Annotated in this window: 18 protein-coding genes, 6 tRNA genes, 3 rRNA genes and 1 riboswitch; of the genes, 7 read left to right on the top strand and 20 right to left on the bottom strand. The window is 56.9% G+C overall.

Translation table 11 applies throughout. The annotated features are described in order from the left end of the window. Positions 1-112 precede the first annotated feature (112 nt). The 3 genes from flgM to C4J89_RS20050 all read left to right on the top strand — a co-directional run bounded on the left by flgM (position 113) and on the right by C4J89_RS20050 (position 1,800). Positions 113-436, top strand: a complete 324-nt coding sequence (gene flgM, locus C4J89_RS20040) for a flagellar biosynthesis anti-sigma factor FlgM (RefSeq protein ID WP_124364037.1) — start codon at positions 113-115, stop codon at positions 434-436. A 47-nt stretch (positions 437-483) separates the two neighbouring features. Beyond that, positions 484-954, top strand: coding sequence for a flagella synthesis protein FlgN (locus C4J89_RS20045; RefSeq protein WP_124368049.1), 471 nt, complete (start codon positions 484-486; stop codon positions 952-954). A gap of 96 nt (positions 955-1,050) precedes the next feature. Beyond that, complete coding sequence (locus tag C4J89_RS20050; RefSeq protein WP_124415405.1) at positions 1,051-1,800, top strand: flagellar brake protein; 750 nt, start codon at positions 1,051-1,053, stop codon at positions 1,798-1,800. Positions 1,801-1,860: 60 nt separating this feature from the next. Here the strand turns inward: C4J89_RS20050 and C4J89_RS20055 are convergent, their stop codons facing one another. The 7 genes from C4J89_RS20055 to C4J89_RS20090 form a co-directional block, all read right to left on the bottom strand. After that, the gene (locus C4J89_RS20055) at positions 1,861-3,234 is read right to left on the bottom strand and encodes an MFS transporter (RefSeq protein WP_124415406.1); all 1,374 of its coding nucleotides are present in this window, start codon (positions 3,232-3,234) and stop codon (positions 1,861-1,863) included. A gap of 391 nt (positions 3,235-3,625) precedes the next feature. After that, positions 3,626-3,741, bottom strand: a 5S ribosomal RNA gene (rrf, locus tag C4J89_RS20060). 171 nt (positions 3,742-3,912) lie between these two features. Beyond that, a 23S ribosomal RNA gene (locus C4J89_RS20065) occupies positions 3,913-6,804 on the bottom strand. 239 nt (positions 6,805-7,043) lie between these two features. Beyond that, positions 7,044-7,119 (bottom strand) — tRNA-Ala (locus C4J89_RS20070). A gap of 10 nt (positions 7,120-7,129) precedes the next feature. Next, positions 7,130-7,206 (bottom strand) — tRNA-Ile (locus tag C4J89_RS20075). Between the two features lie 122 nt (positions 7,207-7,328). After that, a 16S ribosomal RNA gene (locus C4J89_RS20080) occupies positions 7,329-8,865 on the bottom strand. Together the 16S, 23S and 5S rRNA genes with 2 tRNA genes alongside form the textbook arrangement of a ribosomal RNA operon. A gap of 541 nt (positions 8,866-9,406) precedes the next feature. Next, positions 9,407-9,483 (bottom strand) — tRNA-Arg (locus C4J89_RS20090). Between the two features lie 322 nt (positions 9,484-9,805). Between C4J89_RS20090 and C4J89_RS20095 the strand changes: the two genes are divergently transcribed. The 3 genes from C4J89_RS20095 to C4J89_RS20105 all read left to right on the top strand — a co-directional run bounded on the left by C4J89_RS20095 (position 9,806) and on the right by C4J89_RS20105 (position 10,933). Beyond that, entirely contained in the window at positions 9,806-10,033 is a 228-nt protein-coding gene (locus C4J89_RS20095) for a hypothetical protein (RefSeq protein ID WP_124415407.1), read from the top strand. Positions 10,034-10,044: 11 nt separating this feature from the next. After that, positions 10,045-10,224 carry a PA3371 family protein gene (locus C4J89_RS27230; RefSeq protein WP_124415408.1) on the top strand — a complete coding sequence of 60 codons (180 nt, stop codon included), beginning with the start codon at positions 10,045-10,047 and terminating at the stop codon, positions 10,222-10,224. A gap of 382 nt (positions 10,225-10,606) precedes the next feature. Further along, on the top strand, positions 10,607-10,933 hold the full coding sequence (locus C4J89_RS20105) for an Arc family DNA-binding protein (RefSeq protein ID WP_003193592.1): 327 nt from the start codon (positions 10,607-10,609) through the stop codon (positions 10,931-10,933). A gap of 100 nt (positions 10,934-11,033) precedes the next feature. Here C4J89_RS20105 and mgtE read toward each other — a convergent pair whose 3' ends face one another. From mgtE to ltaE, 8 genes are all read right to left on the bottom strand, one after another. Continuing rightward, the gene (mgtE, locus tag C4J89_RS20110; protein WP_065892684.1) at positions 11,034-12,476 is read right to left on the bottom strand and encodes a magnesium transporter; all 1,443 of its coding nucleotides are present in this window, start codon (positions 12,474-12,476) and stop codon (positions 11,034-11,036) included. A 350-nt stretch (positions 12,477-12,826) separates the two neighbouring features. Continuing rightward, positions 12,827-12,903: transfer RNA gene (locus C4J89_RS20115), tRNA-Arg, on the bottom strand. 73 nt (positions 12,904-12,976) lie between these two features. Continuing rightward, a tRNA-Arg gene (locus tag C4J89_RS20120) sits at positions 12,977-13,053 on the bottom strand. Positions 13,054-13,161: 108 nt separating this feature from the next. Continuing rightward, a tRNA-Ser gene (locus C4J89_RS20125) sits at positions 13,162-13,252 on the bottom strand. A gap of 62 nt (positions 13,253-13,314) precedes the next feature. Then, on the bottom strand, positions 13,315-13,503 hold the full coding sequence (gene csrA, locus C4J89_RS20130; protein WP_003175645.1) for a carbon storage regulator CsrA: 189 nt from the start codon (positions 13,501-13,503) through the stop codon (positions 13,315-13,317). A gap of 174 nt (positions 13,504-13,677) precedes the next feature. Beyond that, complete coding sequence (locus tag C4J89_RS20135) at positions 13,678-14,919, bottom strand: aspartate kinase (RefSeq protein ID WP_124368054.1); 1,242 nt, start codon at positions 14,917-14,919, stop codon at positions 13,678-13,680. A 97-nt stretch (positions 14,920-15,016) separates the two neighbouring features. Next, positions 15,017-17,635 (bottom strand): alanine--tRNA ligase, encoded by a 2,619-nt coding sequence (gene alaS, locus C4J89_RS20140; RefSeq protein ID WP_124364043.1) that lies wholly within the window; start codon positions 17,633-17,635, stop codon positions 15,017-15,019. Positions 17,636-17,781: 146 nt separating this feature from the next. After that, positions 17,782-18,786 carry a low-specificity L-threonine aldolase gene (gene ltaE, locus C4J89_RS20145; protein ID WP_124415409.1) on the bottom strand — a complete coding sequence of 335 codons (1,005 nt, stop codon included), beginning with the start codon at positions 18,784-18,786 and terminating at the stop codon, positions 17,782-17,784. Between the two features lie 189 nt (positions 18,787-18,975). After that, positions 18,976-19,145: riboswitch (FMN riboswitch) on the top strand. A gap of 114 nt (positions 19,146-19,259) precedes the next feature. On the opposite strand from ltaE, the gene C4J89_RS20150 reads away from it, so the two are divergent. Beyond that, a complete protein-coding gene (locus C4J89_RS20150; RefSeq protein ID WP_057723717.1) occupies positions 19,260-19,769 on the top strand; it encodes a 6,7-dimethyl-8-ribityllumazine synthase in 510 nt (169 codons plus the stop codon). A 132-nt stretch (positions 19,770-19,901) separates the two neighbouring features. Here C4J89_RS20150 and astE read toward each other — a convergent pair whose 3' ends face one another. The 5 genes from astE to astA form a co-directional block, all read right to left on the bottom strand. Next, positions 19,902-20,906: a succinylglutamate desuccinylase gene (gene astE / locus C4J89_RS20155; RefSeq protein ID WP_124415410.1), complete on the bottom strand. Its 1,005-nt coding sequence runs from the start codon at positions 20,904-20,906 to the stop codon at positions 19,902-19,904. An 11-nt stretch (positions 20,907-20,917) separates the two neighbouring features. Next, the gene (locus C4J89_RS20160) at positions 20,918-21,202 is read right to left on the bottom strand and encodes a topoisomerase II (RefSeq protein ID WP_124364046.1); all 285 of its coding nucleotides are present in this window, start codon (positions 21,200-21,202) and stop codon (positions 20,918-20,920) included. Between the two features lie 26 nt (positions 21,203-21,228). After that, complete coding sequence (astB, locus tag C4J89_RS20165; protein ID WP_124415411.1) at positions 21,229-22,575, bottom strand: N-succinylarginine dihydrolase; 1,347 nt, start codon at positions 22,573-22,575, stop codon at positions 21,229-21,231. A gap of 150 nt (positions 22,576-22,725) precedes the next feature. Beyond that, the gene (gene astD, locus C4J89_RS20170; RefSeq protein WP_164487617.1) at positions 22,726-24,195 is read right to left on the bottom strand and encodes a succinylglutamate-semialdehyde dehydrogenase; all 1,470 of its coding nucleotides are present in this window, start codon (positions 24,193-24,195) and stop codon (positions 22,726-22,728) included. Beyond that, positions 24,192-25,217, bottom strand: coding sequence for an arginine N-succinyltransferase (gene astA, locus C4J89_RS20175; protein WP_124364049.1), 1,026 nt, complete (start codon positions 25,215-25,217; stop codon positions 24,192-24,194). The genes astD and astA overlap by 4 nt, the downstream gene beginning before the upstream one ends. Between the last annotated feature and the right edge of the window lie 48 nt (positions 25,218-25,265).

Raw genomic sequence — 25,265 nt, forward strand, 5'->3', positions numbered from 1 at the left:
ACACTGTGGGTTGGATGCCGCGCCGTACAGGTTTATTGTCACTAAAGCCTAAAGTTTGTTTGGGTATGGCCGAAAACATGGCAAGCGTCCACTACCCAGAGGTTTTTTTATCATGGTCATTGATTTCAATCGTTTGAACAGCACTCAGCCCTTACCAGGCAACACGCGCACCAACGGTACCAAGGACAGCGTAGAAGCCAAGTCTCAGCCCCTGCCCGCCAAGGCAGAGCAAGCGGGCGCGAGCCAAAGTGGGGAATCGGTACACCTGAGCAATGAGGCTCAACAGTTGCAGAAGGTCACTGACTCGCTGCGCGATCAACCGATTGTCAATAAAGCCCGTGTGGCCGAGTTGAAACAGGCAATCGCCGATGGCACTTATACGGTCGACAGCAACCGTGTAGCCAGCAAGCTGCTTAACTTCGAAGCCGAGCGCTAGGCAAAGGCCTGCGCTGGGCTTCTGGACGCTTAAAACCAAGGCCAGCCATGCACCACGACGAACATTTGCTTCAACTGATCATTGATGATCTGGCGCCGACGCAGCAATTGCTCGAGCTGCTCAAAGAGGAATCCCTGGCCCTGTATGGCCGGGATATGCCTTTGCTCGAAGAAATACTGGCGCGCAAACAGTCGCTGATTGTGCTGCTCGAACAGCACGGCAAGAAGCGCAGCGAAATCCTCACCAGCCTGGGCCTGCCCGCCGATCACGACGGCCTGGCACAGCTGGCGAGTCATTCTTCGGTCGGCGATCAATTGCTGGCGCAAAGCAAAGAACTCAATCAGTTGCTCGCCCAGTGCCAGGAAGCCAATCTGCTCAACGGCCAGTCGATCCAGCTTCAGCAAGCCACTACCGCCAACCAGTTACGCATCCTTCACGGCGGCGAGCCACCGGCCCTGTATAACGCCCAAGGTTCCACTTCACGCCTGGTCAAGCCAAGCACCCGCAGCCAAGCCTGACGCCGGTTTACAGCGCGAGCTATCCAAGCTGCGCTACATACTGGCAAAATGCCGGTTCTTGCGTGTAGTCGTATTTTGCCTGGAGATGGAACAACTGTGTTCAACGCCCTTAATGCGGAAGATGCACCGCAGCCACCGAAGGTCCTCACCACGCCTCTGGAAATCGCCAGCACTTTGCGAATGCTCCAGGAAAGCCAAGATCCATTGATCATCACTTTCCACGAACGCAGCCAACGCTTCCAAAGCTATCTGGTGGATATCGATCGGGATAAGAAAACGCTGGCACTGGACGAAATGATCCCGCGCGATGGTGAACGTTACCTGGAAAATGGCGAGCCCTTCCGCATCGAGGGTTTCCATGATGGCGTGCGGGTCGCCTGGGAAAGTAACGGCACGCTGAGCGTCAGCGAAAAAGACGGCCACCGCATTTACACTGGCGGCATGCCCGGCGAGGTGGTTTACCATCAACGTCGTAACGCATTTCGCGCTGCATTGAAGCTGGCGCAATTGGTGAACATCGAACTGGGTGGCGAGAAGCTCAAGGCACCGTTCAATGGCAAGCTGCTGGATATCTCGGCCACCGGATGCAAATTGCGCTTTGAAGGCGACATTTCCGACCGCTTGCAGCTGGGCCAAGTCTATGACCGCTTTGTCGCCGCGCTGCCGTTCGGCAACATGACCACCGCTGTCGAGCTGCGTTACCTGCATTTCGAAGACAAGATCAACACCACCTTCGCGGGTGTGCGTTTCCATAACATGAGCGGCCTGGTGCAGCGCCAGGTGGAGCGTTTTGTGTATCAACTGCAGCGCGAAGCTCGACGCTTCGACAAGGATGACGATTTTTAAGCCTTGGACGCAGCTGTAAAAAAACGGGCAGATCCTGATAGGATCTGCCCGTTTTTTCGTTCAGGGGCGTGCCCTGCTCAAATCATGGGGATGATCGTCCGGGTCAGTTGACTCCGGTGGCGTCTGCGCAGCCGGCTCGTCCACCGTGGGTTCGGGCTCTGGCTCAGGAACAGTGGCCTGCATCTGCTCCTGTACCACCTGCTCATCTACCCGTGGGTCAAGGGCGGCCACCAACGGCGAACTGGACATGCTGTCAGGCATCGCCACGTGATGCAGCGGCGCATCGTCTACCTGGTGCAGGTTAGTCACCGCCTTCGGCCGAATACGCCATACCAGGATCAACGCACACAAACTGAAGAAGGCGTACAGCATCTGGCTGCCGAACAGCTTCATCAGCACGCCCGCCAGAAGCGGCCCGATACTGGCCCCAATGCCGTAAGTCACCAGCAACATAGCGGTCAGCGACACCCTGCGATCACCTTCCACATGATCGTTGGAAAACGCCACTGCCAACGGGTAAAGACAAAACTGCACGAGTGAACATAGGAAGCCCGCCACGAACAGCATTTCCAGAGGGACCTGGGTCATGATCGCCAAGGGCAGCGCGGCTACGGCCAAGCACAAGGCAAAGCAGCGAATCAGCAGTGCGCGGTCATAGCGGTCCGACAACCAGCCCAGCGGCCACTGCACGAGCAGTCCCGCGAAAATACAGGAGCCCATGAACAAACCGACCTGTTCGGTCGTCAACCCCTGCTGGGAGGCATAGAGCGGTGCCAAGCCGTAGAACGAGCCGACGATCAGCCCTGCCCCCAGCACTGTGCTGAGCGACTGGGGCACACGCTTGATAAAGAAACGCGGCTCCATCGGCGCCGGATGCAACGGCGCCGGGTGAATGCGGCGGGTCATGGCTACCGGCACCAGGCAGAGGGCGAAGCACAGCGCCACCAGCATCAGCAGTTCAAGACCCAGGTGGGGATGCATGACCAGGATCAGCTGGCCCAGCACCAGACCGAGGTAAGAGGCGATCATGTAGCCGCTGAACACTACGCCGCGCTGCTTGGCATCGGCCTGCTCGTTGAGCCAGCTTTCGATGACCATGTACTGGCACATCATGCCCAGGCCCACGATCACCCGCAATACGATCCACGCCGGTAGCCAGTCGATCAAGCCATGACCCAGCACGGCCGCGCCGACGATACCGGCGCAGGTCGCGTAGGCGCGTATATGGCCGACACGCGCAATCAAACGGTGCCCGATCTTGCCACCCAGCACCAGGCCAAAGTAGTTGGCCGCCATCAGCGCACCGACCCACAGGCTATCGACGTTATCCGCCGCCAAACGCAAGGCCAGATAAGTACTGAGCAGGCCGGAGCCGATCAGCATCATCAGGGAGGCGAAATAGAGGGCTCGAAAAGATTTCCAGATTTGGCGCATCGGCGTTCCGAGCGGCTCCTTGCAGTGAGGGGACAGGGCTATCGGCATGATAGTCCGCAGTGGTCGGGTCCGGACAGGCGGCATGAGCCGTTTCCGGGATTATTTTGCTTACCCGTTCAGACGCTGTATGCGCGTCTGCGAGATACATGAAGTGGAGATAAATATACAACGCACCACCTGTGAACCCTGATCATAGGCAAGGTTCGACTGGTCTTTGGGTAAATGCCATAAAAGGCCCGAATAGAGCGTTCTATAGGATATAGAGCCTTCCTGGTACGTTCGCGTCGGGGTTGGAGTTATCGCGAGCAGGCTTGTGTCTGCAAGAGATGTGGGTTTCGACCGCGCAAAACAAAACCCCATCTGCTTTCGCAAATGGGGTTTCGGAATTTAATCTTGACGATGACCTACTCTCACATGGGGAAACCCCACACTACCATCGGCGATGCATCGTTTCACTACTGAGTTCGGGATGGGATCAGGTGGTTCCAATGCTCTATGGTCGTCAAGAAATTCGGGTACTGAGTCGTGGCCAGATGGCCTCGCTTCAGCAAATTGGGTATGCGATAGAAGTCGGTGTTTTGTGAGCCTCGAACTTTCGGTTCATTGCGTCTTCACACACCGCAATCTGATGCTTCTGCTTTTTTAAAGTCAGGAGTAGTCAAATTGCTTGGGTGTTATATGGTCAAGCCTCACGGGCAATTAGTATTGGTTAGCTCAACGCCTCACAGCGCTTACACACCCAACCTATCAACGTCGTAGTCTTCGACGGCCCTTCAGGGGACTCAAGGTCCCAGTGAGATCTCATCTTGAGGCTAGTTTCCCGCTTAGATGCTTTCAGCGGTTATCTATTCCGAACATAGCTACCCGGCAATGCCACTGGCGTGACAACCGGAACACCAGAGGTTCGTCCACTCCGGTCCTCTCGTACTAGGAGCAGCCCCTCTCAAATCTCAAACGTCCACGGCAGATAGGGACCGAACTGTCTCACGACGTTCTAAACCCAGCTCGCGTACCACTTTAAATGGCGAACAGCCATACCCTTGGGACCGGCTTCAGCCCCAGGATGTGATGAGCCGACATCGAGGTGCCAAACACCGCCGTCGATATGAACTCTTGGGCGGTATCAGCCTGTTATCCCCGGAGTACCTTTTATCCGTTGAGCGATGGCCCTTCCATACAGAACCACCGGATCACTAAGACCTACTTTCGTACCTGCTCGACGTGTCTGTCTCGCAGTCAAGCGCGCTTTTGCCTTTATACTCTACGACCGATTTCCGACCGGTCTGAGCGCACCTTCGTACTCCTCCGTTACTCTTTAGGAGGAGACCGCCCCAGTCAAACTACCCACCATACACTGTCCTCGATCCGGATAACGGACCTGAGTTAGAACCTCAAAGTTGCCAGGGTGGTATTTCAAGGTTGGCTCCACGCGAACTGGCGTCCACGCTTCAAAGCCTCCCACCTATCCTACACAAGCAAATTCAAAGTCCAGTGCAAAGCTATAGTAAAGGTTCACGGGGTCTTTCCGTCTAGCCGCGGATACACTGCATCTTCACAGCGATTTCAATTTCACTGAGTCTCGGGTGGAGACAGCGCCGCCATCGTTACGCCATTCGTGCAGGTCGGAACTTACCCGACAAGGAATTTCGCTACCTTAGGACCGTTATAGTTACGGCCGCCGTTTACCGGGGCTTCGATCAAGAGCTTCGCGTTAGCTAACCCCATCAATTAACCTTCCGGCACCGGGCAGGCGTCACACCCTATACGTCCACTTTCGTGTTTGCAGAGTGCTGTGTTTTTAATAAACAGTCGCAGCGGCCTGGTATCTTCGACCGGCATGAGCTTACGGAGCAAGTCCTTCACCCTCACCGGCGCACCTTCTCCCGAAGTTACGGTGCCATTTTGCCTAGTTCCTTCACCCGAGTTCTCTCAAGCGCCTTGGTATTCTCTACCCAACCACCTGTGTCGGTTTGGGGTACGGTTCCTGGTTACCTGAAGCTTAGAAGCTTTTCTTGGAAGCATGGCATCAACCACTTCGTCGTCTAAAAGACAACTCGTCATCAGCTCTCGGCCTTAGAATCCCGGATTTACCTAAGATTCCAGCCTACCACCTTAAACTTGGACAACCAACGCCAAGCTGGCCTAGCCTTCTCCGTCCCTCCATCGCAATAACCAGAAGTACAGGAATATTAACCTGTTTTCCATCGACTACGCTTTTCAGCCTCGCCTTAGGGACCGACTAACCCTGCGTCGATTAACGTTGCGCAGGAAACCTTGGTCTTTCGGCGTGGGTGTTTTTCACACCCATTGTCGTTACTCATGTCAGCATTCGCACTTCTGATACCTCCAGCAAGCTTCTCAACTCACCTTCACAGGCTTACAGAACGCTCCTCTACCGCATCACTTACGTGATACCCGTAGCTTCGGTGTATGGTTTGAGCCCCGTTACATCTTCCGCGCAGGCCGACTCGACTAGTGAGCTATTACGCTTTCTTTAAAGGGTGGCTGCTTCTAAGCCAACCTCCTAGCTGTCTAAGCCTTCCCACATCGTTTCCCACTTAACCATAACTTTGGGACCTTAGCTGACGGTCTGGGTTGTTTCCCTTTTCACGACGGACGTTAGCACCCGCCGTGTGTCTCCCATGCTCGGCACTTGTAGGTATTCGGAGTTTGCATCGGTTTGGTAAGTCGGGATGACCCCCTAGCCGAAACAGTGCTCTACCCCCTACAGTGATACATGAGGCGCTACCTAAATAGCTTTCGAGGAGAACCAGCTATCTCCGAGCTTGATTAGCCTTTCACTCCGATCCACAGGTCATCCGCTAACTTTTCAACGGTAGTCGGTTCGGTCCTCCAGTTAGTGTTACCCAACCTTCAACCTGCCCATGGATAGATCGCCCGGTTTCGGGTCTATTCCCAGCGACTAGACGCCCTATTAAGACTCGCTTTCGCTACGCCTCCCCTATTCGGTTAAGCTCGCCACTGAAAATAAGTCGCTGACCCATTATACAAAAGGTACGCAGTCACCTAACAAAGTAGGCTCCCACTGCTTGTACGCATACGGTTTCAGGATCTATTTCACTCCCCTCTCCGGGGTTCTTTTCGCCTTTCCCTCACGGTACTAGTTCACTATCGGTCAGTCAGTAGTATTTAGCCTTGGAGGATGGTCCCCCCATATTCAGACAAAGTTTCTCGTGCTCCGTCCTACTCGATTTCATGACTAAGAGATTTTCGCGTACAGGGCTATCACCCACTATGGCCGCACTTTCCAGAGCGTTCCGCTAATCTCAAAGCCACTTAAGGGCTAGTCCCCGTTCGCTCGCCACTACTAAGGGAATCTCGGTTGATTTCTTTTCCTCAGGGTACTTAGATGTTTCAGTTCCCCTGGTTCGCTCCATACACCTATGTATTCAGTGTAAGGTAACCATCTTATGATGGCTGGGTTCCCCCATTCAGACATCTCCGGATCAAAGTCTGTTTGCCGACTCCCCGAAGCTTTTCGCAGGCTACCACGTCTTTCATCGCCTCTGACTGCCAAGGCATCCACCGTATGCGCTTCTTCACTTGACCATATAACCCCAAGCAATCTGGTTATACTGTGAAGACAACATTCGCCGAAAATTCGATCATACTCAATTAAGAGCGACTCACAAATTTTACCTTAGCCTGAGCCGTTACCAGTGAAAGTAACGTTCAGTCTATCTTTCTATCACATACCCAAATTTTTAAAGAACGATCTAATCAAAGACTAGAAATCAATATTCACAGCGAAATACTCATTTCTAAACTCTAACAGCAGAAACAGTTAATGGTGGAGCCAAACGGGATCGAACCGTTGACCTCCTGCGTGCAAGGCAGGCGCTCTCCCAGCTGAGCTATGGCCCCATAACAAAATTGGTGGGTCTGGGCAGATTCGAACTGCCGACCTCACCCTTATCAGGGGTGCGCTCTAACCAACTGAGCTACAGACCCAATTTCGAGCGCAACTGATTAGCTAAGAGCTATCAGCCTGGAGCTTAAAGCTGCTTCTATCGTCTTCTTCAATGAATCAAGCAATTCGTGTGGGAGCTCATGGAGCAGCTGATGTCGTCGATTAAGGAGGTGATCCAGCCGCAGGTTCCCCTACGGCTACCTTGTTACGACTTCACCCCAGTCATGAATCACACCGTGGTAACCGTCCTCCCGAAGGTTAGACTAGCTACTTCTGGTGCAACCCACTCCCATGGTGTGACGGGCGGTGTGTACAAGGCCCGGGAACGTATTCACCGCGACATTCTGATTCGCGATTACTAGCGATTCCGACTTCACGCAGTCGAGTTGCAGACTGCGATCCGGACTACGATCGGTTTTCTGGGATTAGCTCCACCTCGCGGCTTGGCAACCCTCTGTACCGACCATTGTAGCACGTGTGTAGCCCAGGCCGTAAGGGCCATGATGACTTGACGTCATCCCCACCTTCCTCCGGTTTGTCACCGGCAGTCTCCTTAGAGTGCCCACCATAACGTGCTGGTAACTAAGGACAAGGGTTGCGCTCGTTACGGGACTTAACCCAACATCTCACGACACGAGCTGACGACAGCCATGCAGCACCTGTCTCAATGTTCCCGAAGGCACCAATCTATCTCTAGAAAGTTCATTGGATGTCAAGGCCTGGTAAGGTTCTTCGCGTTGCTTCGAATTAAACCACATGCTCCACCGCTTGTGCGGGCCCCCGTCAATTCATTTGAGTTTTAACCTTGCGGCCGTACTCCCCAGGCGGTCAACTTAATGCGTTAGCTGCGCCACTAAGAGCTCAAGGCTCCCAACGGCTAGTTGACATCGTTTACGGCGTGGACTACCAGGGTATCTAATCCTGTTTGCTCCCCACGCTTTCGCACCTCAGTGTCAGTGTTGGTCCAGGTGGTCGCCTTCGCCACTGGTGTTCCTTCCTATATCTACGCATTTCACCGCTACACAGGAAATTCCACCACCCTCTACCACACTCTAGTCAGTCAGTTTTGAATGCAGTTCCCAGGTTGAGCCCGGGGATTTCACATCCAACTTAACAAACCACCTACGCGCGCTTTACGCCCAGTAATTCCGATTAACGCTTGCACCCTCTGTATTACCGCGGCTGCTGGCACAGAGTTAGCCGGTGCTTATTCTGTCGGTAACGTCAAAACAATCACGTATTAGGTAACTGCCCTTCCTCCCAACTTAAAGTGCTTTACAATCCGAAGACCTTCTTCACACACGCGGCATGGCTGGATCAGGCTTTCGCCCATTGTCCAATATTCCCCACTGCTGCCTCCCGTAGGAGTCTGGACCGTGTCTCAGTTCCAGTGTGACTGATCATCCTCTCAGACCAGTTACGGATCGTCGCCTTGGTGAGCCATTACCTCACCAACTAGCTAATCCGACCTAGGCTCATCTGATAGCGCAAGGCCCGAAGGTCCCCTGCTTTCTCCCGTAGGACGTATGCGGTATTAGCGTCCGTTTCCGAACGTTATCCCCCACTACCAGGCAGATTCCTAGGCATTACTCACCCGTCCGCCGCTCTCAAGAGAAGCAAGCTTCTCTCTACCGCTCGACTTGCATGTGTTAGGCCTGCCGCCAGCGTTCAATCTGAGCCATGATCAAACTCTTCAGTTCAAACATCTTTGGGTTTTTAAGAAACCCTAAACTTGGCTCAGCAATCGTTGGTTACATCTTTGATTTCTCGCGGAGTAACTTGTGATGCTGATAATCTTGTTGACTATCAGTCTGACTCCACAAGCACCCACACGAATTGCTTGATTCAGTTGTTAAAGAGCGGTTGGTTAAGAGCTATTCGTCTCAACCGAGGCGCGCATTCTACAGCAGCCTCATTTGCTGTCAAGTGGTTATTTTCAGAAGTTTTCGAAGATTTCTTCAACAACTTCAACCACTTGCGCTTGCGATCTCTCGTAAGCGGGAGGCGAATTCTACAGTTTTAAGCAGCAGCGTCAAGCAGTTAAATCAAAAACCTGGGAATTCTTTTCCATCCCTCCGCCCTTCTATATAGAGCAAACAAAAGCTCGACCCAGGGACCATCGCGATTCGATTGCCCACCGAACAGCAACTGAATACCGCCGCACTTCTCACGGCTACAGTCAGGAAGCTAAGGAAGCGATGGTTTTGATATGACGAACGCAACAAGACAACAACTGAGGGATGGTGTCCCAGGGCCGGTTCGAACGGCCAACCTTCCCCTTAGGAGGGGGATGCTCTATCCAATTGAGCTACTGGGACAAATCGCAATCAACAAGCCAAAGGCTCAACGACGGACGGCGTGCATGTTAACGGGCAAGGTAGTTTTTGTCATGTCATCCCTTGGCTTTTTGATCGTAAGCCAACGCTTGCAAGCATGCGGTAGCGCAGCCCAATACAATCCGGGCGACCTATGCTGTCGTGCAAAATGCACTCTCCCAAAGTGCCATCATTGCAAATTGCACTACACGACACGCCATAAAACAAGATAACTAATTGATTATATTGAATAAATCAGTTGGCACGCGACCTGCAACACTTCTCCCACAACCCCATTTGGCCAAGGCATACGGAGAAGAAGACCATGAACAGCGCCCTACTACTCGCCCTCAACACAATGGCACTGGCTGCGCTGGTAACTTTTCATTTCTTCCCAGCCAAATTGCAAGACCCAGCTCAAATCACCCAGGCCGTACCGCACCACCTGCAGCAAAGACCACAGCTGGCGGTGATGACAGCCGACCCTCAATCCCCTATTCGTTTGACCCAAGGCACCCAAGCCACCCCAACATCCGAACACTGGGTTTTCTGAGAGCGCTACTCATGTCCAAACCTGCATGGCTTTTTCTGTGCCTGACGCTCGCGACCGCCCTACTGGGCTTTAGTAATGCTATGCAAGACACTCGCACCCTGACGTTCATCGCCAGTGCTGTTTTTGGATGCCTCTTGGTCCTGACGCTCGCCCTCGGGCGGCGGATAAAATTCGACCCCATACTGCGTTAACCCCCCTCCAGCCGACCTTATGTCGCTTTGCGCTAGCAAATCAGCAAACTGCCACTACCCTTACAGATGAGGGCAAAAGGCCATGTTGCTTAAGGCGTGCGCTCTTCAACCCGATTTCGGATAAGGCTTGCGTGAAGATCAGGAATACCCGATCCAACGCGAAAACTTTTCCAACCAGTCCGCAAAAATGCAAATCAGTGCTGGCATAAAGCCTTTAGGCGGTTCAATATTTGTCACAGAATTGACGCCAAGGAAATGTCAAATCTGAGGCATGATGCGGCCTCTTTGCAATTCGGGTTGAACTTTGGTCGTGAGCCTTGTCTTAACACTCATCTTGCGGCCAATTCCAAAAACCGCTCCCCTGAACTAACCGGTTAAATATATGCGCCCATTGAAACAGGCAATTTATTCCAGCCGTACGGCTGACAAGTTCGTCGTACGTCTGCCAGACGGAATGCGGGAACGCATTGCCGAGGTGGCTCGCAATCATCATCGCAGCATGAACTCCGAAATCATCGCTCGCCTGGAACAGAGCCTTATTCAGGAAGGTGCCTTGGGTGAAGAGTTGAGCATGCGCCTGGACAGCCCAGAGCTGTCACTGCACGAACGCGAACTGCTGCAGCGTTTTCGTCAGCTTTCCCACCGCCAGCAAAATGCTCTCGTCTCGCTGATCGCGCACGACGTAGAGGCGGCCGCAGAAGCCAATTGATTTGCAGCTGAAAGCCGAAGCCAGCCATGTGCTGGCTTTTTTTTGCGTGGGATTTGAGCAAGAAAGCAATGCGAGGGCAGATTTGCCCCCGCAGGAAAGGTCAGAGCAGGAAGATCGTAGCCAAGCCCAGGAAGATGAAAAAGCCACCACTGTCAGTCATTGCCGTGATCATCACGCTCGCCCCCATGGCAGGATCGCGCCCCAGACGCGCCAGGGTCATAGGGATCAAAACCCCCATCAAGGCAGCCAAAAGCAAATTGAGGGTCATGGCAGCGGTCATCACCACACCCAGCGACCAACTGCCATATAGCAAGTAAGCCACCACGCCGATTACGCCTCCCCACACCAGGCCGTTGATGAGGCCCACAGCCAGCTCCTTGCGCAGCAGGCGCGAAGAGTTGGCGGTACTGACCTGATCCAGCGCCATGGCGCGTACGATCATGGTGATGGTCTGATTACCGGAGTTACCGCCGATGCCGGCCACAATCGGCATCAACGCCGCCAGGGCCACCAACTTTTCGATGGAGCCTTCAAACAGCCCGATCACGCGGGACGCGATAAATGCAGTAATCAGGTTGACGGCCAGCCAAGCCCAACGGTTGTGCAGCGAACGCCAGACTGACGCAAAAATATCTTCCTCTTCACGCAAGCCCGCCATGTTGAGGACTTCGGTTTCACTCTCTTCGCGAATAAGGTCAACGATTTCGTCAATCGTCAGACGGCCGATCAACTTGCCGTTCTTGTCCACCACCGGGGCAGAGATCAAGTCGTAACGCTCAAAAGCTTGGGCTGCGTCGTAGGCATCTTCATCCGGATGAAAGCTCACGGTATCGCTGGCCATCAGGTCAGCAACTCTCTTCTCCGGATCATTTACCAGCAGGCGCTTGATGGGCAATACGCCCTTGAGAATGCCTTCGTAGTCGACCACAAACAGCTTGTCGGTATGCCCCGGCAGCTCTTTGAGACGGCGCAGGTAGCGCAGTACCACTTCCAGGCTGACGTCTTCGCGGATGGTGACCATCTCGAAGTCCATCAATGCGCCGACCTGGTCTTCATCATAAGACAGTGCGGAACGCACACGCTCACGCTGCTGAGTATCCAACGCCTCCATCAGCTCATGAACAACATCGCGCGGCAATTCAGGCGCCAGGTCGGCCAGCTCGTCCGCATCCATCTCCTTGGCCGCAGCCAGGAGCTCATGATCGTCCATGTCGGCGATCAGGGTTTCACGGACCGAATCGGATACTTCGAGGAGAATGTCGCCGTCGCGATCAGCCTTGACCAACTGCCAGAGCGTCAGGCGATCATCCAGCGGCAAGGCTTCGAGAATATAAGCAACGTCGGCGGAGTGCAGGTCATCGAGTTTGCGTTGCAGCTCGACGAGATTTTGCCGGTGAACCAGGTTTTCGACGCGGTCGTGGTGCGGTCCTTCCTGGCGGTGCGTGAGGTCTTCGACCACGCGCTGGCGCTGCAGCAGCTCGATAACTTGAGCCAGGCGATCCTGCAGGCTTTCTTGTGTTTTCTTTACTTCTACTTCGGTCATAGGCGAACTCCACTCCCAGCAGCGGAGCGCGCCGGAAGAATCAATCAGTCAATTCATGATTGGTAAAGCGGGATACTGAGTAACTACTGGGTAAGTCCATGGAGGCATTCCACAAGCCCCGGCGGGGCTGACCGGCGCATGATACACCGCTCGGCCGCTTTTAACGTCAAAAAAAACTGGAAAGAACAAGCGCTTGCAAGCCAAAGCTGAGTGTTGGCTACATCTATGAACTGCGACGACGCAGCGGGAAGGGAAAACACAAGGGAAACAGAAAAAGACGTACGCCAGGATAAAACCTACACAAACCCCAGACGGCAAAAAGCCCGCACTAGGCGGGCTTTTTGTTTGTATGGTGCACTCGACAGGATTCGAACCTGTGACCGCTCGGTTCGTAGCCGAGTACTCTATCCAGCTGAGCTACGAGTGCAGAGTGTGTTTTTTATACCAGATCACAACTGGTTGAAACCAAGCCATCTGCATCGCTGCAACTGACTCTTAAATGGTGCACTCGACAGGATTCGAACCTGTGACCGCTCGGTTCGTAGCCGAGTACTCTATCCAGCTGAGCTACGAGTGCATTTGTTGCCGCGCATTATAGGCCGTTCAATCTCTATGTAAAGCTATTTTTTCGATCAATTTCAACAACTTACCGAAAAAACCAGATTGCAACGAACTAAGCAAATAATGGCGGAGAACGGGGGATTCGAACCCCCGACACCCTTTTGAGGTGTACTCCCTTAGCAGGGGAGCGCCTTCGGCCACTCGGCCAGCTCTCCGCAACACGGGGCGTATATTAACCACGTTCCTCCCCGTTTGCAAACATAAAAAACGATAAAAATTAAAGGCTTGGTTCTTCGTCCTTCTCTTTCTTGATCCGCAGGTAGATTTCCTCGCGATGGACCGCTACCTCTTTCGGAGCGTTAACCCCGATACGCACTTGATTGCCTTTGACGCCGAGCACGGTCACGGTGATTTCGCCATCACCGATAATCAGGCTTTCTGCGCAACGACGAGTCAGAATCAACATACCTTTCACCTCACGCAATTCATTTCAGGAACAACAGTCTGCAAAAAAAAGGCATTCGACCTACAACCAAAAGGCCGTAGCCCTACCGCCTAAGTATTGTCGAGCCCACGCAAAAGAACATGCGCCCTACAAAAAAATGAAAGGCGCGGTAAGCCGCGCCTTCCTGGCATCGCATCACTCGCCCTGTCGGGCCGGAGCGTCCAGCTCAAAAGCGGTATGCAGCGCGCGCACGGCCAGTTCCAGGTACTTTTCTTCAATCACTACCGAGACTTTGATTTCCGACGTGGAGATCATCTGGATGTTGATGCTTTCCTTGGCCAGCGCCTCGAACATGCGGCTGGCAACACCGGCATGGGAGCGCATGCCCACACCCACGATCGACACCTTGGCAATTTTGGTATCGCCGATCACTTCACGGGCGCCGATCTCGCTTGCAGTGTTCTGCAGGATACGCTCGGCCGCATCGTACTCGTTGCGGTGCACGGTGAAGGTGAAATCGGTGGTGTTATCGTGCGAAACGTTCTGCACGATCATGTCGACTTCGATATTCGCGCCGCTGATAGGACCGAGGATCTTGAAGGCCACACCCGGAGTGTCTGGCACGCCACGGATCGTCAGCTTGGCTTCATCGCGGTTGAAAGCGATGCCGGAAATGATCGGCTGTTCCATGGATTCCTCTTCATCAATAGTAATGAGGGTGCCCGGACCCTCTTTGAAGCTGTGCAATACGCGCAGCGGAACGTTGTACTTGCCGGCGAATTCCACCGCACGAATCTGCAGCACCTTGGAACCGAGGCTGGCCATTTCCAGCATCTCCTCAAAGGTGATCTTGTCCAGGCGCTGGGCCACGGACACGACGCGCGGGTCGGTGGTGTAGACGCCATCCACATCAGTATAGATCTGGCATTCGTCAGCCTTGAGAGCCGCTGCCAGCGCCACGCCCGTGGTGTCCGAACCGCCACGCCCAAGCGTGGTGATATTGCCCTGCTCGTCAACACCCTGGAAACCCGCTACCACGACCACGCGCCCAGCTTTCAGATCAGCACGAATCTTCTGATCGTCGATCTGCAGGATGCGCGCCTTGGTATGTGCGCTGTCGGTAAGAATGCGCACCTGACTGCCAGTGTAGGACACCGCTGGCACACCACGCTTGTTCAGAGCCATGGCCAGCAGCGCAATGGTTACCTGCTCACCGGTGGACACAATCACATCCAGCTCACGCGGGAGCGGTTGTTGATCACCGCTGATGGCCTTGGCCAGGTCGATCAGGCGATTGGTCTCGCCGCTCATGGCCGACAACACCACCACCAGGTCGTCGCCAGCATCACGGAACTTCTTAACCTTGTCGGCCACCTGCTCGATTCTTTCGACAGAACCGACCGAGGTGCCTCCGAATTTCTGTACGATCAAAGCCATTTCTAAGCCGCCTCAGCCCGTAAAGGGGCGCCCAATAAACGAATCTTCCAGCAACCGAGCGAGCCCACGACTAGACCATGGGCTCATTAACAGCGCCTTAAATACCTGCCTCGACAAACGGCACGGTCAAGGCCAGCGCCGCGTCCAGGGCGCCGGCATCTACACCACCGCCTTGCGCCATGTCCGGACGACCACCGCCCTTGCCGCCCACTGCCGCAGCGGCTTGCTTCATCAAATCACCGGCTTTGAGTTGGCCAGTCAGGTCCTTGGTTACACCGGCAACCAGCACGACCTTATCCTCATGGACACTGCCGAGCAGGATCACTGCGCGGCCGAGCTTGTTCTTCAACTGATCGACCAACGCCAGTAACGCCTTGCCGTCCTGCCCGTCCAGGCGCGCCGCCAGGACTTTTACGTCCTTGACGTCAACCGCCGAGGCCGACAGATCGTCGCCCGCAGCACTGGCCGCCTTGGCTTGCAACTGCTCCAGCTGTTTCTCCAGCGCACGGTTGCGCTCAAGCACGGCGGACAGCTTGTCGATCAGATTGTCGCGGCTACCCTTGACCAGGCCGGCCGCTTCCTTGAGTTGTTCTTCGGCTGCATTGAGGTACGCCAGCGCCGCGGCACCGGTGACTGCCTCGATACGACGCACACCGGAGGCCACACCGCCTTCGCTGATGATTTTCAACAGGCCGATGTCACCGGTGCGGTTGGCGTGGATACCGCCACACAGCTCCACCGAGAAACTGCCGCCCATGCTCAGTACGCGTACTTCATCGCCATACTTCTCGCCAAACAGCGCCATGGCGCCCTTGTTCCTGGCGGTTTCGATATCCGTTTCCTCGGTTTCAACCGGGGTGTTCTTACGGATTTCGGCGTTGACGATATCTTCCAGCGCCTTGATCTGATCAGGCTTGATCGCTTCGAAGTGGCTGAAGTCGAAACGCAGGCGCTGGCTGTCGACCAACGAGCCCTTCTGCTGCACATGCTCGCCCAGCACCTGACGCAATGCAGCGTGCAGCAAGTGAGTGGCCGAGTGGTTCAACGCGGTCGCATGCCGTACATCGGCATCGACCTGAGTCTCGACTGGCGCGCCGACGACCAGGTTGCCCAGCACCAACACACCATGGTGCAGGAACGCGCCACCGGTCTTGGTGGTGTCGCGCACGTCGAAACGACCGGACGTCGAACTGAGGAAACCACAGTCACCGATTTGCCCGCCCGACTCCGCGTAGAACGGCGTCTGGTCCAGGACCACCACCGCTTCATCGCCCTCGTTCAGCACATCGACTGACTTGCCGTCTTTATAAATGGCAACGATTTTGGCCGCGCCGGCGGTAGCCTTGTAGCCGATGAACTCGGTAGGCACATCAACCTTGACCAGGGTGTTGTAGTCCAGGCCAAACGAGCTGGCGGAACGCGCACGCACACGCTGGGCTTCCATCTCACGCTCGAAACCGGCCTCATCGACGGTCAGCTCACGCTCACGGGCGATGTCGGCGGTCAGGTCCATCGGGAAACCATAGGTGTCGTAGAGCTTGAACACCACATCGCCCGGCACCACGGTGCCTTTGAGTTCAGCCAGGTCCTGCTCGAGAATTTTCAGGCCGTGCTCCAGGGTCTTGGAGAACTGCTCTTCCTCAGCCTTGAGCACCCGCTCGATGTTGGCTTGTTGCTGCTTCAATTCCGGGAAGGCATCGCCCATCTCGGCTACCAGCGCAGCCACGATCTTGTAGAAGAAGCTGCCGGTAGCGCCCAGTTTGTTACCGTGACGGCAGGCGCGACGGATAATGCGGCGCAGCACATAGCCACGGCCTTCGTTGGACGGCAGCACCCCATCGGCAATCAGGAAACCGCAGGAGCGGATGTGGTCCGATACGACCTTGAGCGAAGACTGGCCTTCATTGGCGCAGCCAATGGCCGCAGCCGATGCACTCAACAGGTTGGTGAACAGGTCGATTTCATAGTTGGAATGAACGTGCTGCATGACCGCACTGATCCGTTCCAGCCCCATGCCGGTGTCCACCGACGGTGCCGGCAACGGATGCAACACGCCATCAGCGGTGCGGTTGAACTGCATGAACACGTTGTTCCAGATTTCGATGTAGCGGTCGCCGTCTTCATCCGGCGAACCCGGTGGGCCACCCCAGATGTCGGCACCGTGATCGTAGAAAATCTCGGTGCAGGGGCCGCAAGGGCCGGTGTCGCCCATGGTCCAGAAGTTATCGGAGGCATACGGCGCACCTTTGTTGTCGCCGATGCGGATCATGCGCTCGGCGGGCACGCCGATTTGCTGGGTCCAGATGTCATACGCTTCGTCATCCGTGGCATAGACGGTTACCCAGAGCTTTTCCTTGGGCAGCTTCAGCACGCCGGTCAGGAAGGTCCAGGCGAAGGTGATCGCGTCTTTCTTGAAATAATCGCCGAAGCTGAAGTTACCCAGCATTTCGAAGAAGGTATGGTGGCGCGCGGTGTAACCCACGTTTTCCAGGTCACTGTTCTTGCCGCCGGCGCGTACGCACTTCTGACTGCTGGTGGCGCGGGTGTAGGCGCGTTTTTCCTGGCCCAGGAAACAGTCCTTGAACTGGTTCATCCCCGCGTTAGTGAACAGCAGGGTGGGGTCATTGCCTGGGATCAAGGAGCTTGAGGCTACACGGGTGTGGCCTTGCTCTTCGAAGAAGCGAAGGAAGGCTTCACGGATTTCTGCGCTTTTCATTAGGTTCTTCCACGGAGGCTGCGGCCAAAGGCCAGTGCGCAACATCATCAGACGAAGCGACGGCAAAGGGCCGCATTATATCGGCCCTTTGCCGGTGGTACAGCGTGTTTATGTGATAGAAGCAGTCAATTAGACGGCCTGCACTGTCATTTCTGCGAAAATGCGACGAATGTCTGCACGACTTGCTCAATCTGCGCCCGGCTGACGTCCAGGTGCGTCACCATGCGCAGGCGCGGAGCGGCGCTCAACTTGATCCCGCGCTCGGCGGCAAACGCCTTTAACGCCTGGGCCCGGTCACCGATCTGCACATAGACCATGTTGGTTTGTACCGGCTCCACGCTGTAACCGGCCTTTTGTAACTCATCCCCCAGCCATTGCGCGTTAGCGTGATCTTCAGCCAGGCGCTGCACCTGATGATCCAGGGCATACAGGCCTGCCGCCGCCAGTGAGCCGGCCTGGCGCATGCCGCCGCCGACCATCTTGCGCAGACGCCGCGCCTTGGCGATCAATGCCGTGGAACCGCACAGTACCGAGCCGACCGGCGCGCCGAGCCCCTTGGACAGGCACACCGACACCGAGTCGAAATGCCCGGCAATTTCACGCGCGTCCACGCCCAGCTTGACCGCTGCGTTGTAGAGCCGCGCGCCATCCAGATGCAACGCCAGGCCATGTTCACGGGTAAACGCCCGCGCCTTTGTCAGGTATGCCAATGGCAGCACCTTGCCTTGCATGGTGTTTTCCAGCGCCAGCAAGCGCGTGCGGGCGAAGTGGAAATCATCGGGTTTGATCGCCGCCAGCACCTGGTCGAGGTCCAGGGACCCGTCTGGCTGCACCTCCAGCGGCTGCGGCTGGATCGAACCCAGCACGGCCGCCCCGCCCCCTTCGTATTTGTAGGTGTGGGCTTGTTGCCCGACGATGTATTCCTCACCGCGCTCACAGTGAGCCATCAACGCCAGCAGGTTACTCATGGTGCCAGTAGGCACGAACAAAGCGGCCGGAAAGCCCAGGCGCCTGGCCAACTCAGCCTCCAGTCGGTTGACGCTGGGGTCTTCGCCGTAGACGTCATCACCGCTGACGGCGCTGGCCATCGCATCGAGCATACCGGGGGTAGGTTGGGTCACGGTGTCGCTGCGCAGGTCGATCACGGTCATGAAGGGGGCCTCTAACGGAATGGATAAGTCCTTTTGTGAGTGATTACTGCGGGCAAAGCCACGCAATATCAAGTCCCACCGCATTCAATCGCATACCCACCAAACAAACCGATATAGCTTATCGATACGGCAACCGTGCAGTTTTTGAAAAAGCATGTTAAAAACTCTCCGCCGCCAGGGTTCTGGCGGCAACGTTCTCAGGGCGGGGTGCAATTCCCCACCGGCGGTAATTGCGCGCAATGTGCATAGCCCGCGAGCGCTTGGCGCCTCGAACTGCTCAGGCAGGACGGCGACAAGGTCAGCAGACCCGGTGTGATCCCGGGGCCGACGGTCATAGTCCGGATGAAGAGAGAACGGGATTGGCACCTAAGGGCCGCACGTTGAATTCATGCCTGCATGAAAACAGCGGTGCGTACCCTTAAATCCCATTCGATTCATAACGCCCTGTTTTTTTCTTAAACAGGAGTCAGAACATGCAACCCACCGCAATCGACAGCAAAAGCAAAAACCACCACGGCGAGCGCGTCGCATTTATCCAGGCCTGCTGGCACAAGGATATTGTCGATCAGTCGCGCAAAGGTTTCCTCGCCGAAATGATCGCCCAGGGCTACCAGGAATCGGATATCGACTTCTTCGAAGTCGGCGGCGCCTTTGAAATGCCCCTGCACGCCAAGCTGCTGGCCAAGACCGGACGTTACGCCGGTATCGTCGCCGCCGCGCTGGTGGTGGATGGCGGCATCTACCGTCACGAATTCGTCGCCCAATCGGTGGTCAGCGGCCTGATGCAGGTGCAGCTCGAAACCGAAGTGCCAGTATTTTCGGTATCGCTGACCCCACACCACTTCCACGGCGGCAGCGAACACACCACGTTCTTCTACGAGCACTTCGTGCACAAGGGCCAGGAAGCTGCGCGTACGTGTGCCGACACGCTGCACAAGGTCCGTGCGATCCGCCGCAGCGAGCCACGCGCTGTAGCGGTGTAAGCCACCCTGAAAAACCAATGTGGGAGGGGGCTTGCTCCCGATTACAGTGTGTCAGTCAGCTCATCTGTAACTGATACACCGCTATCGGGAGCAAGCCCCCTCCCACATTTGCATAGGGTCAGGCCTTGAAAACTACACTAGGTCGGCGTCCGTGGTCGGCACGATCAATATCCCCGCGCGCAAACCATTCTTCACCTTCGGGTTGGGGAAGATGATGCGTGCGCCCTCTTCCTCGATCACCCAGCGGGTCTTGGCTACGTCTTCGGCCAGCAGGTAGCCTTTTTCCAACTCCGAAAAGTTTTCCACATCCGCCGGCAGGTGCAGCAGGAAGGCGTCACTGTGCTTGATCACTTCACGCGCAACGGCGAACAGCTGCATACCGTCGAGGCTGTCCGTAGCAGGCTCGGTGCCCTCGATGATCTGCTTGAGGCGCAGCTCCAGGCGGGAAACATCCACGCCCTCGTTATGCCCGAACGGCCGCGCCTTGCCCAATTCCAGGGTGAAGGCTTCGGCGTCCAGTTGCTCGTAGGTAAACGCAGTGAAGGTGATCGAGGTTTTGTTTTGGAGCAGCACGGCCTGCATGCCGGCAGCGCAAAGGCGGGCCAGTTCGTGGCGTGAATGCTGGCGCCCTTCCTTCCATGGGTACAACGCAAACTGCTCGATCTTCGAGCCACGAATCGCGGTGTGCAGGTCGTAATGCAGGCGCGAACGGCCAGGCTGGCTGAAAAAGCTGCGGGCCAGCTGTTCCAGTTCGGCGGCGCGCATGGCTTCGGGGCCGATGTTGCTTTCATGCCGGCCGTTGAACAGCCGGTTGACGTCCAGTTCAAGGTAACGCTCGCCGCGACGCATGGCCTCGGGGTTGCCGAACAGGAACAGAATACGGGTGCGGGGTTTGATTTCCCCACGGGCGATGCCATGCAACAGACGGTCGAGCAACTCGATCGGCGCGGTTTCGTTGCCATGGATGCCGGACGACAACAGCAGGTCGCTGCCATTGTCCCGTGCTTCAGGAGGACGCACTTCAAGCGCGCCCTCACTGAGCCAGCGCATCTGCACGCCGTCGACAGTCAGTTGAATTTTTTGCGCCGGTTCACGACCGGCGAGGGTCAGTTCAAGCAGTTTGCCGAGGGCGAGCATAAGCAGCTTCCTTAGTGGTTGCAGCCAGGGCCATGGACGTGATCGTCGTCGCCTTCAACCTCGGCCGGTTCCATTTCCAGTTGCAGGCTCATCAGGTTGGTCGCCAATGGGCGCATCAGCAGGTTGGCGTACTCGGCATCACCCTCCTCCACATCCACGCCAATCAGCAGTTGGCCACGGCCGTCGTGCTGGATCCAGATCTCCTTGCCCTGCCAGACCACGGCAACGCGGGTGCAGGAGGTTTCCAGCTGGGTGCCGTCGGTGTCTTCAAGGATCAGCTTAAGGGTGTCGGTCATAAATAAAATATCTCAGCCGTAGGGCGTTAATGGGTCTGGAAAGGATAAACCGAGCCCAGTTTAAGGATTTGCGTCAGTTCATCCAGTGCCGTCCGGCACTCAAGCAGCAGTTGCGGGTCAGCCAGGTCGGTTTCGCGCAGGCTGTCGCGGTAGTGCTTGTTGACCCACTGGGTCAGGGTGTCGTACAGCGGCGCGGTCATGATAACGCCTGGATTCACCGCCGCCAGTTCGGTTTCGTTCAGCGCCACACGCAAACGCAGGCATGCCGGGCCGCCGCCGTTCTGCATGCTTTGCTTGAGGTCGAATACGTTCACTTCGCGGATCAAGCCGCCAGAGGCCGTGAGCTGTTGCAGGTACTGCCAGACGCGCTCGTTGGCGCGGCATTCTTCCGGCACGATCAGCAGCATCGAGCCGTCAGGACGGGTCAGCAACTGGCTGTTGAACAGGTAGGAGCGCACCGCGTCCTCCACACTGACCTGGGCACGCGGCACGCAGACCGACTGGAAGTTTGCGCCCAACTTGCCCAGTTTGCCCTGCAACTCAGCGAGCATCTGTTCGGTATGGAGGAACGCGTCCTCGTGGTAGAACAGCACTTCGCCGTTACCTACCGCGATCACGTCGTTGTGGAACACACCGGCATCAATCACCGCCGGGTTTTGCTGGGCGTAGACCACGCCTTCATCCTTCAGGCCGTGCAAACGCGCAACCGCCTGGGACGCCTCGAGCGTCTGGCGTGCCGGGTATTTCTGCGGCGCCGGGTAACGAGCGTCGAACGCACTGCGGCCGAAGACAAAAAACTCTACGCCCGCCTCGCCATAGTCACGGCAAAAACGCGTGTGGTTCGCCGCGCCTTCATCACCGAACTGCGCCACTGCCGGTAACGCGGCGTGGTGCGCGAAGTGCTGCTGATCGGCAAACATCGCCCCCAGCACGCGGCTGGTGGTCGGGTGTTCGATGCTGCGGTGGTATTTGCAGTTGAGGTTGGCCGCGGTGAAGTGCACGCGGCCGTCCGCCGTATCGGCGCTGGGGCTGACCGTGGCCGCGTTGGCCACCCACATGCTCGACGCCGAGCAGCTCGCCACCAGCAATGGCATGGCCTGCTTGGCCGCCTGCTGAATGACCTGCGCGTCGGTGCCGCTGAAACCGAGGCTGCGCAAGGCGGCCACGTCCGGGCGTTCCTGGGGGGCAAGCACGCCTTGCACAAAGCCCATGTCCATCAGCGCTTTCATTTTCTGCAGCCCCTGCAACGCCGCTTCCTTGGGGTTGGAGTGTTGCTGGCTGTTGCTCTGGGACGCGACGTTGCCGAAGGACAAACCACCGTAGTTATGGGTCGGCCCCACTAGACCGTCAAAATTGACTTCATAGGATTTCATCGGCGAGGCTCCACGAACATCTGTTTTTATAAGCAATCTTCAACACATCACAGATTCAGTGTGGGAGGGGGCTTGCTCCCAATAGCTGTCTGTCTGTTGATAAATCAGGTGACTGGTCCACCGCTATCGGGGGCAAGCCCCCTCCCACATTTAGACCAGTGTTATGCCCGGGGTCAGAGTGGCTGGAACCACCAGGCTCGGGGTTTCCAGCGACGCCACCGGATACGCGCAATAATCCGCCGCGTAATACGCACTGGCGCGGTGGTTGCCCGAAGCCCCTACCCCGCCGAACGGTGCGGTGCTGGCGGCGCCGGTCAGCTGTTTGTTCCAGTTGACGATGCCGGCACGGCTTTCCAGCCAGAACTGCTGGTAACGCTCCTCGGAATCCGAGAGCAAACCAGCGGCCAGGCCGTACTGGGTGTTATTGGCCTCAGTGATTGCCGCAGCAAAATCTGCGTAGCGAATCACCTGCAACAGCGGGCCGAACAGTTCTTCGTCTTCGCGCTCGGCCACCGCCGTCACGTCGATGATGCCTGGGGTCAACAAGGCGGCCTGATCTCGCGGCCGGGTCATTTCCAGCAGTGCCACGGCGCCATTGGCCAACATCAGCTCCTGGGCTTCCATCAAGGCTTTGGCGGCCGCCAGGGAAATCACCGAGCCCATGAACGGCGCGGGTTGCTGGTCGAACGCGCCCACTTCAATGGCCGCGCTGACCGCCACCAGACGCGCCAGCAACGCATCACCCCAGGCGCCTTGTGGCACCAGCAAGCGACGGGCGCAGGTGCAGCGTTGGCCGGCGGAGATAAACGCCGACTGGATGATGGTGTACACCGCCGCATCCATGTCGGCCACTTCGTCCACTACCAGCGGGTTGTTGCCGCCCATCTCCAGGGCCAGGATCTTGTCCGGACGCCCGGAAAACTGCTGGTGCAGATGGTTGCCGGTGCGGCTGGAACCGGTGAAGAACAACCCGTCGATGCCTGTGTTGGCCGCTAACGCGATGCCGGTTTCCCGCGCACCTTGCAGCAGGTTCAACACGCCCGCTGGTAAACCCGCTTCGACCCAGCACTGCACGGTCAACTCGGCCACTTTCGGCGTGAGCTCGCTCGGCTTGAACAGTACGGTGTTGCCCGCCAGCAGCGCCGGGACGATATGCCCGTTCGGCAAGTGGCCAGGAAAGTTGTAAGGGCCGAACACCGCCACCACGCCGTGGGGCTTGTGACGCAGCACAGCGGTGGCGTCGCCCAGGGGGCCGCTCTTCTCGCCGGTACGCTCGCGATAACTTTGCACGGAGATCGCGATCTTGTTGGCCATGCTGGTGACTTCGGTGGCCGATTCCCACAGCGGCTTACCAGTTTCCTCACCGATGCAGCGGGCGATTTCATCGGCGCGGCTTTTCAGGGTACTGGCGAAGGTTTCGAGCACACTGATGCGCTCTTCCAACGAGCGCCGCGCCCAGCCTGGAAATGCCTGGCGTGCGGCCTGCACGGCGGACTCGACCTGCTCGGCCGTCGCACCGTTGCCGCTCCACAGCACCTGCTGGGTCACCGGGTTACGCGATTCAAACAGTTCACCCTGGCCGGCCAGCCAGCTACCTGCGATATACAACGAATTCATTATTTCGACTCCCGGGCTGCGGACAACGGTACGGCACGCACTTGATCACCGACCACAAGCTGCAGACGCTTGGCGGTCAGCGGATCGACCACCAACGTGCCCGCCGCCAAGCGAGCCGGGGCAGCAGTGATGCGGCAGTCTTCGCGTTTGCGGTTATGGATCAGGAACGGCGTGGCGTCGTCCCCCGGCGTGCCGATGGCCAGCACCAGCGCCTGGCTGTCGCGCACCGCACGAATCTTGCTGGTTTCACACTCAACCGCCGGGCCGGCATCGAAGATATCCACATAGCCCTGGTAGCTGAAGCCTTCGCTCTTGAGCATGCTCAGCGCCGGCTCGGTATCCGGATGGACCTTGCCGATCACGTTGCGCGCGTCTTCGGAAAGAAAGCAGCTGTACAGCGGAAACTTGGGCATCAGCTCAGCGATAAACGCTTTGTTGCCGACACCGGTGAGGTAGTCGGCCTGGCTGAATTCCATTTTGAAGAAGTGCCGGCCCAGGCTTTCCCAGAACGGCGAGCGCCCCGCGTCGTTGGACACGCCGCGCATCTCGGCGATGATCTTGTTGCCGAACAGTTGCGGGAATTCGGCAATGAACAGCATGCGCGCCTTGGCCAGCATGCGGCCGTTGAGGCCGTTGCGGTAATCGGCGTGCAGGAACAACGAACACAGCTCGGAGTTGCCGGTGAGGTCGTTGGCCAGGAACAGCGTCGGAATTTCGCGGTAGATGTTCAGTTCCTGGGAGGCGCTGACCGTCAGGCCGACCCGGAAGTTGTACCACGGCTCGCGCAGGCCGACGGCGCCGGCGATGGCCGAGATGCCCACCACGCGGCCTTCGTCGTTCTCCAGCACGAACAGGTAGTCGGCATCGCCGCGCCCGGCTTCGCCGCGAAAGGTTTTCTCGGCCCAGCCCACGCGGTGGGTCAGGCGCTCTTCGTTGGCCGGCAAGGTGGTGAGGCCGGTGCCGGTGCTGCGCGCCAGATCAATCAGGGCCGGTAAATCGCTGCTGCGTACGGGACGAACGATCATGCTATCTCCTCGAACGGGCCGCTTTGCAGCCACCCGCGAAACTCTGTT

The organism is Pseudomonas sp. R4-35-07 (assembly GCF_003852235.1).
Taxonomy (GTDB): domain Bacteria; phylum Pseudomonadota; class Gammaproteobacteria; order Pseudomonadales; family Pseudomonadaceae; genus Aquipseudomonas.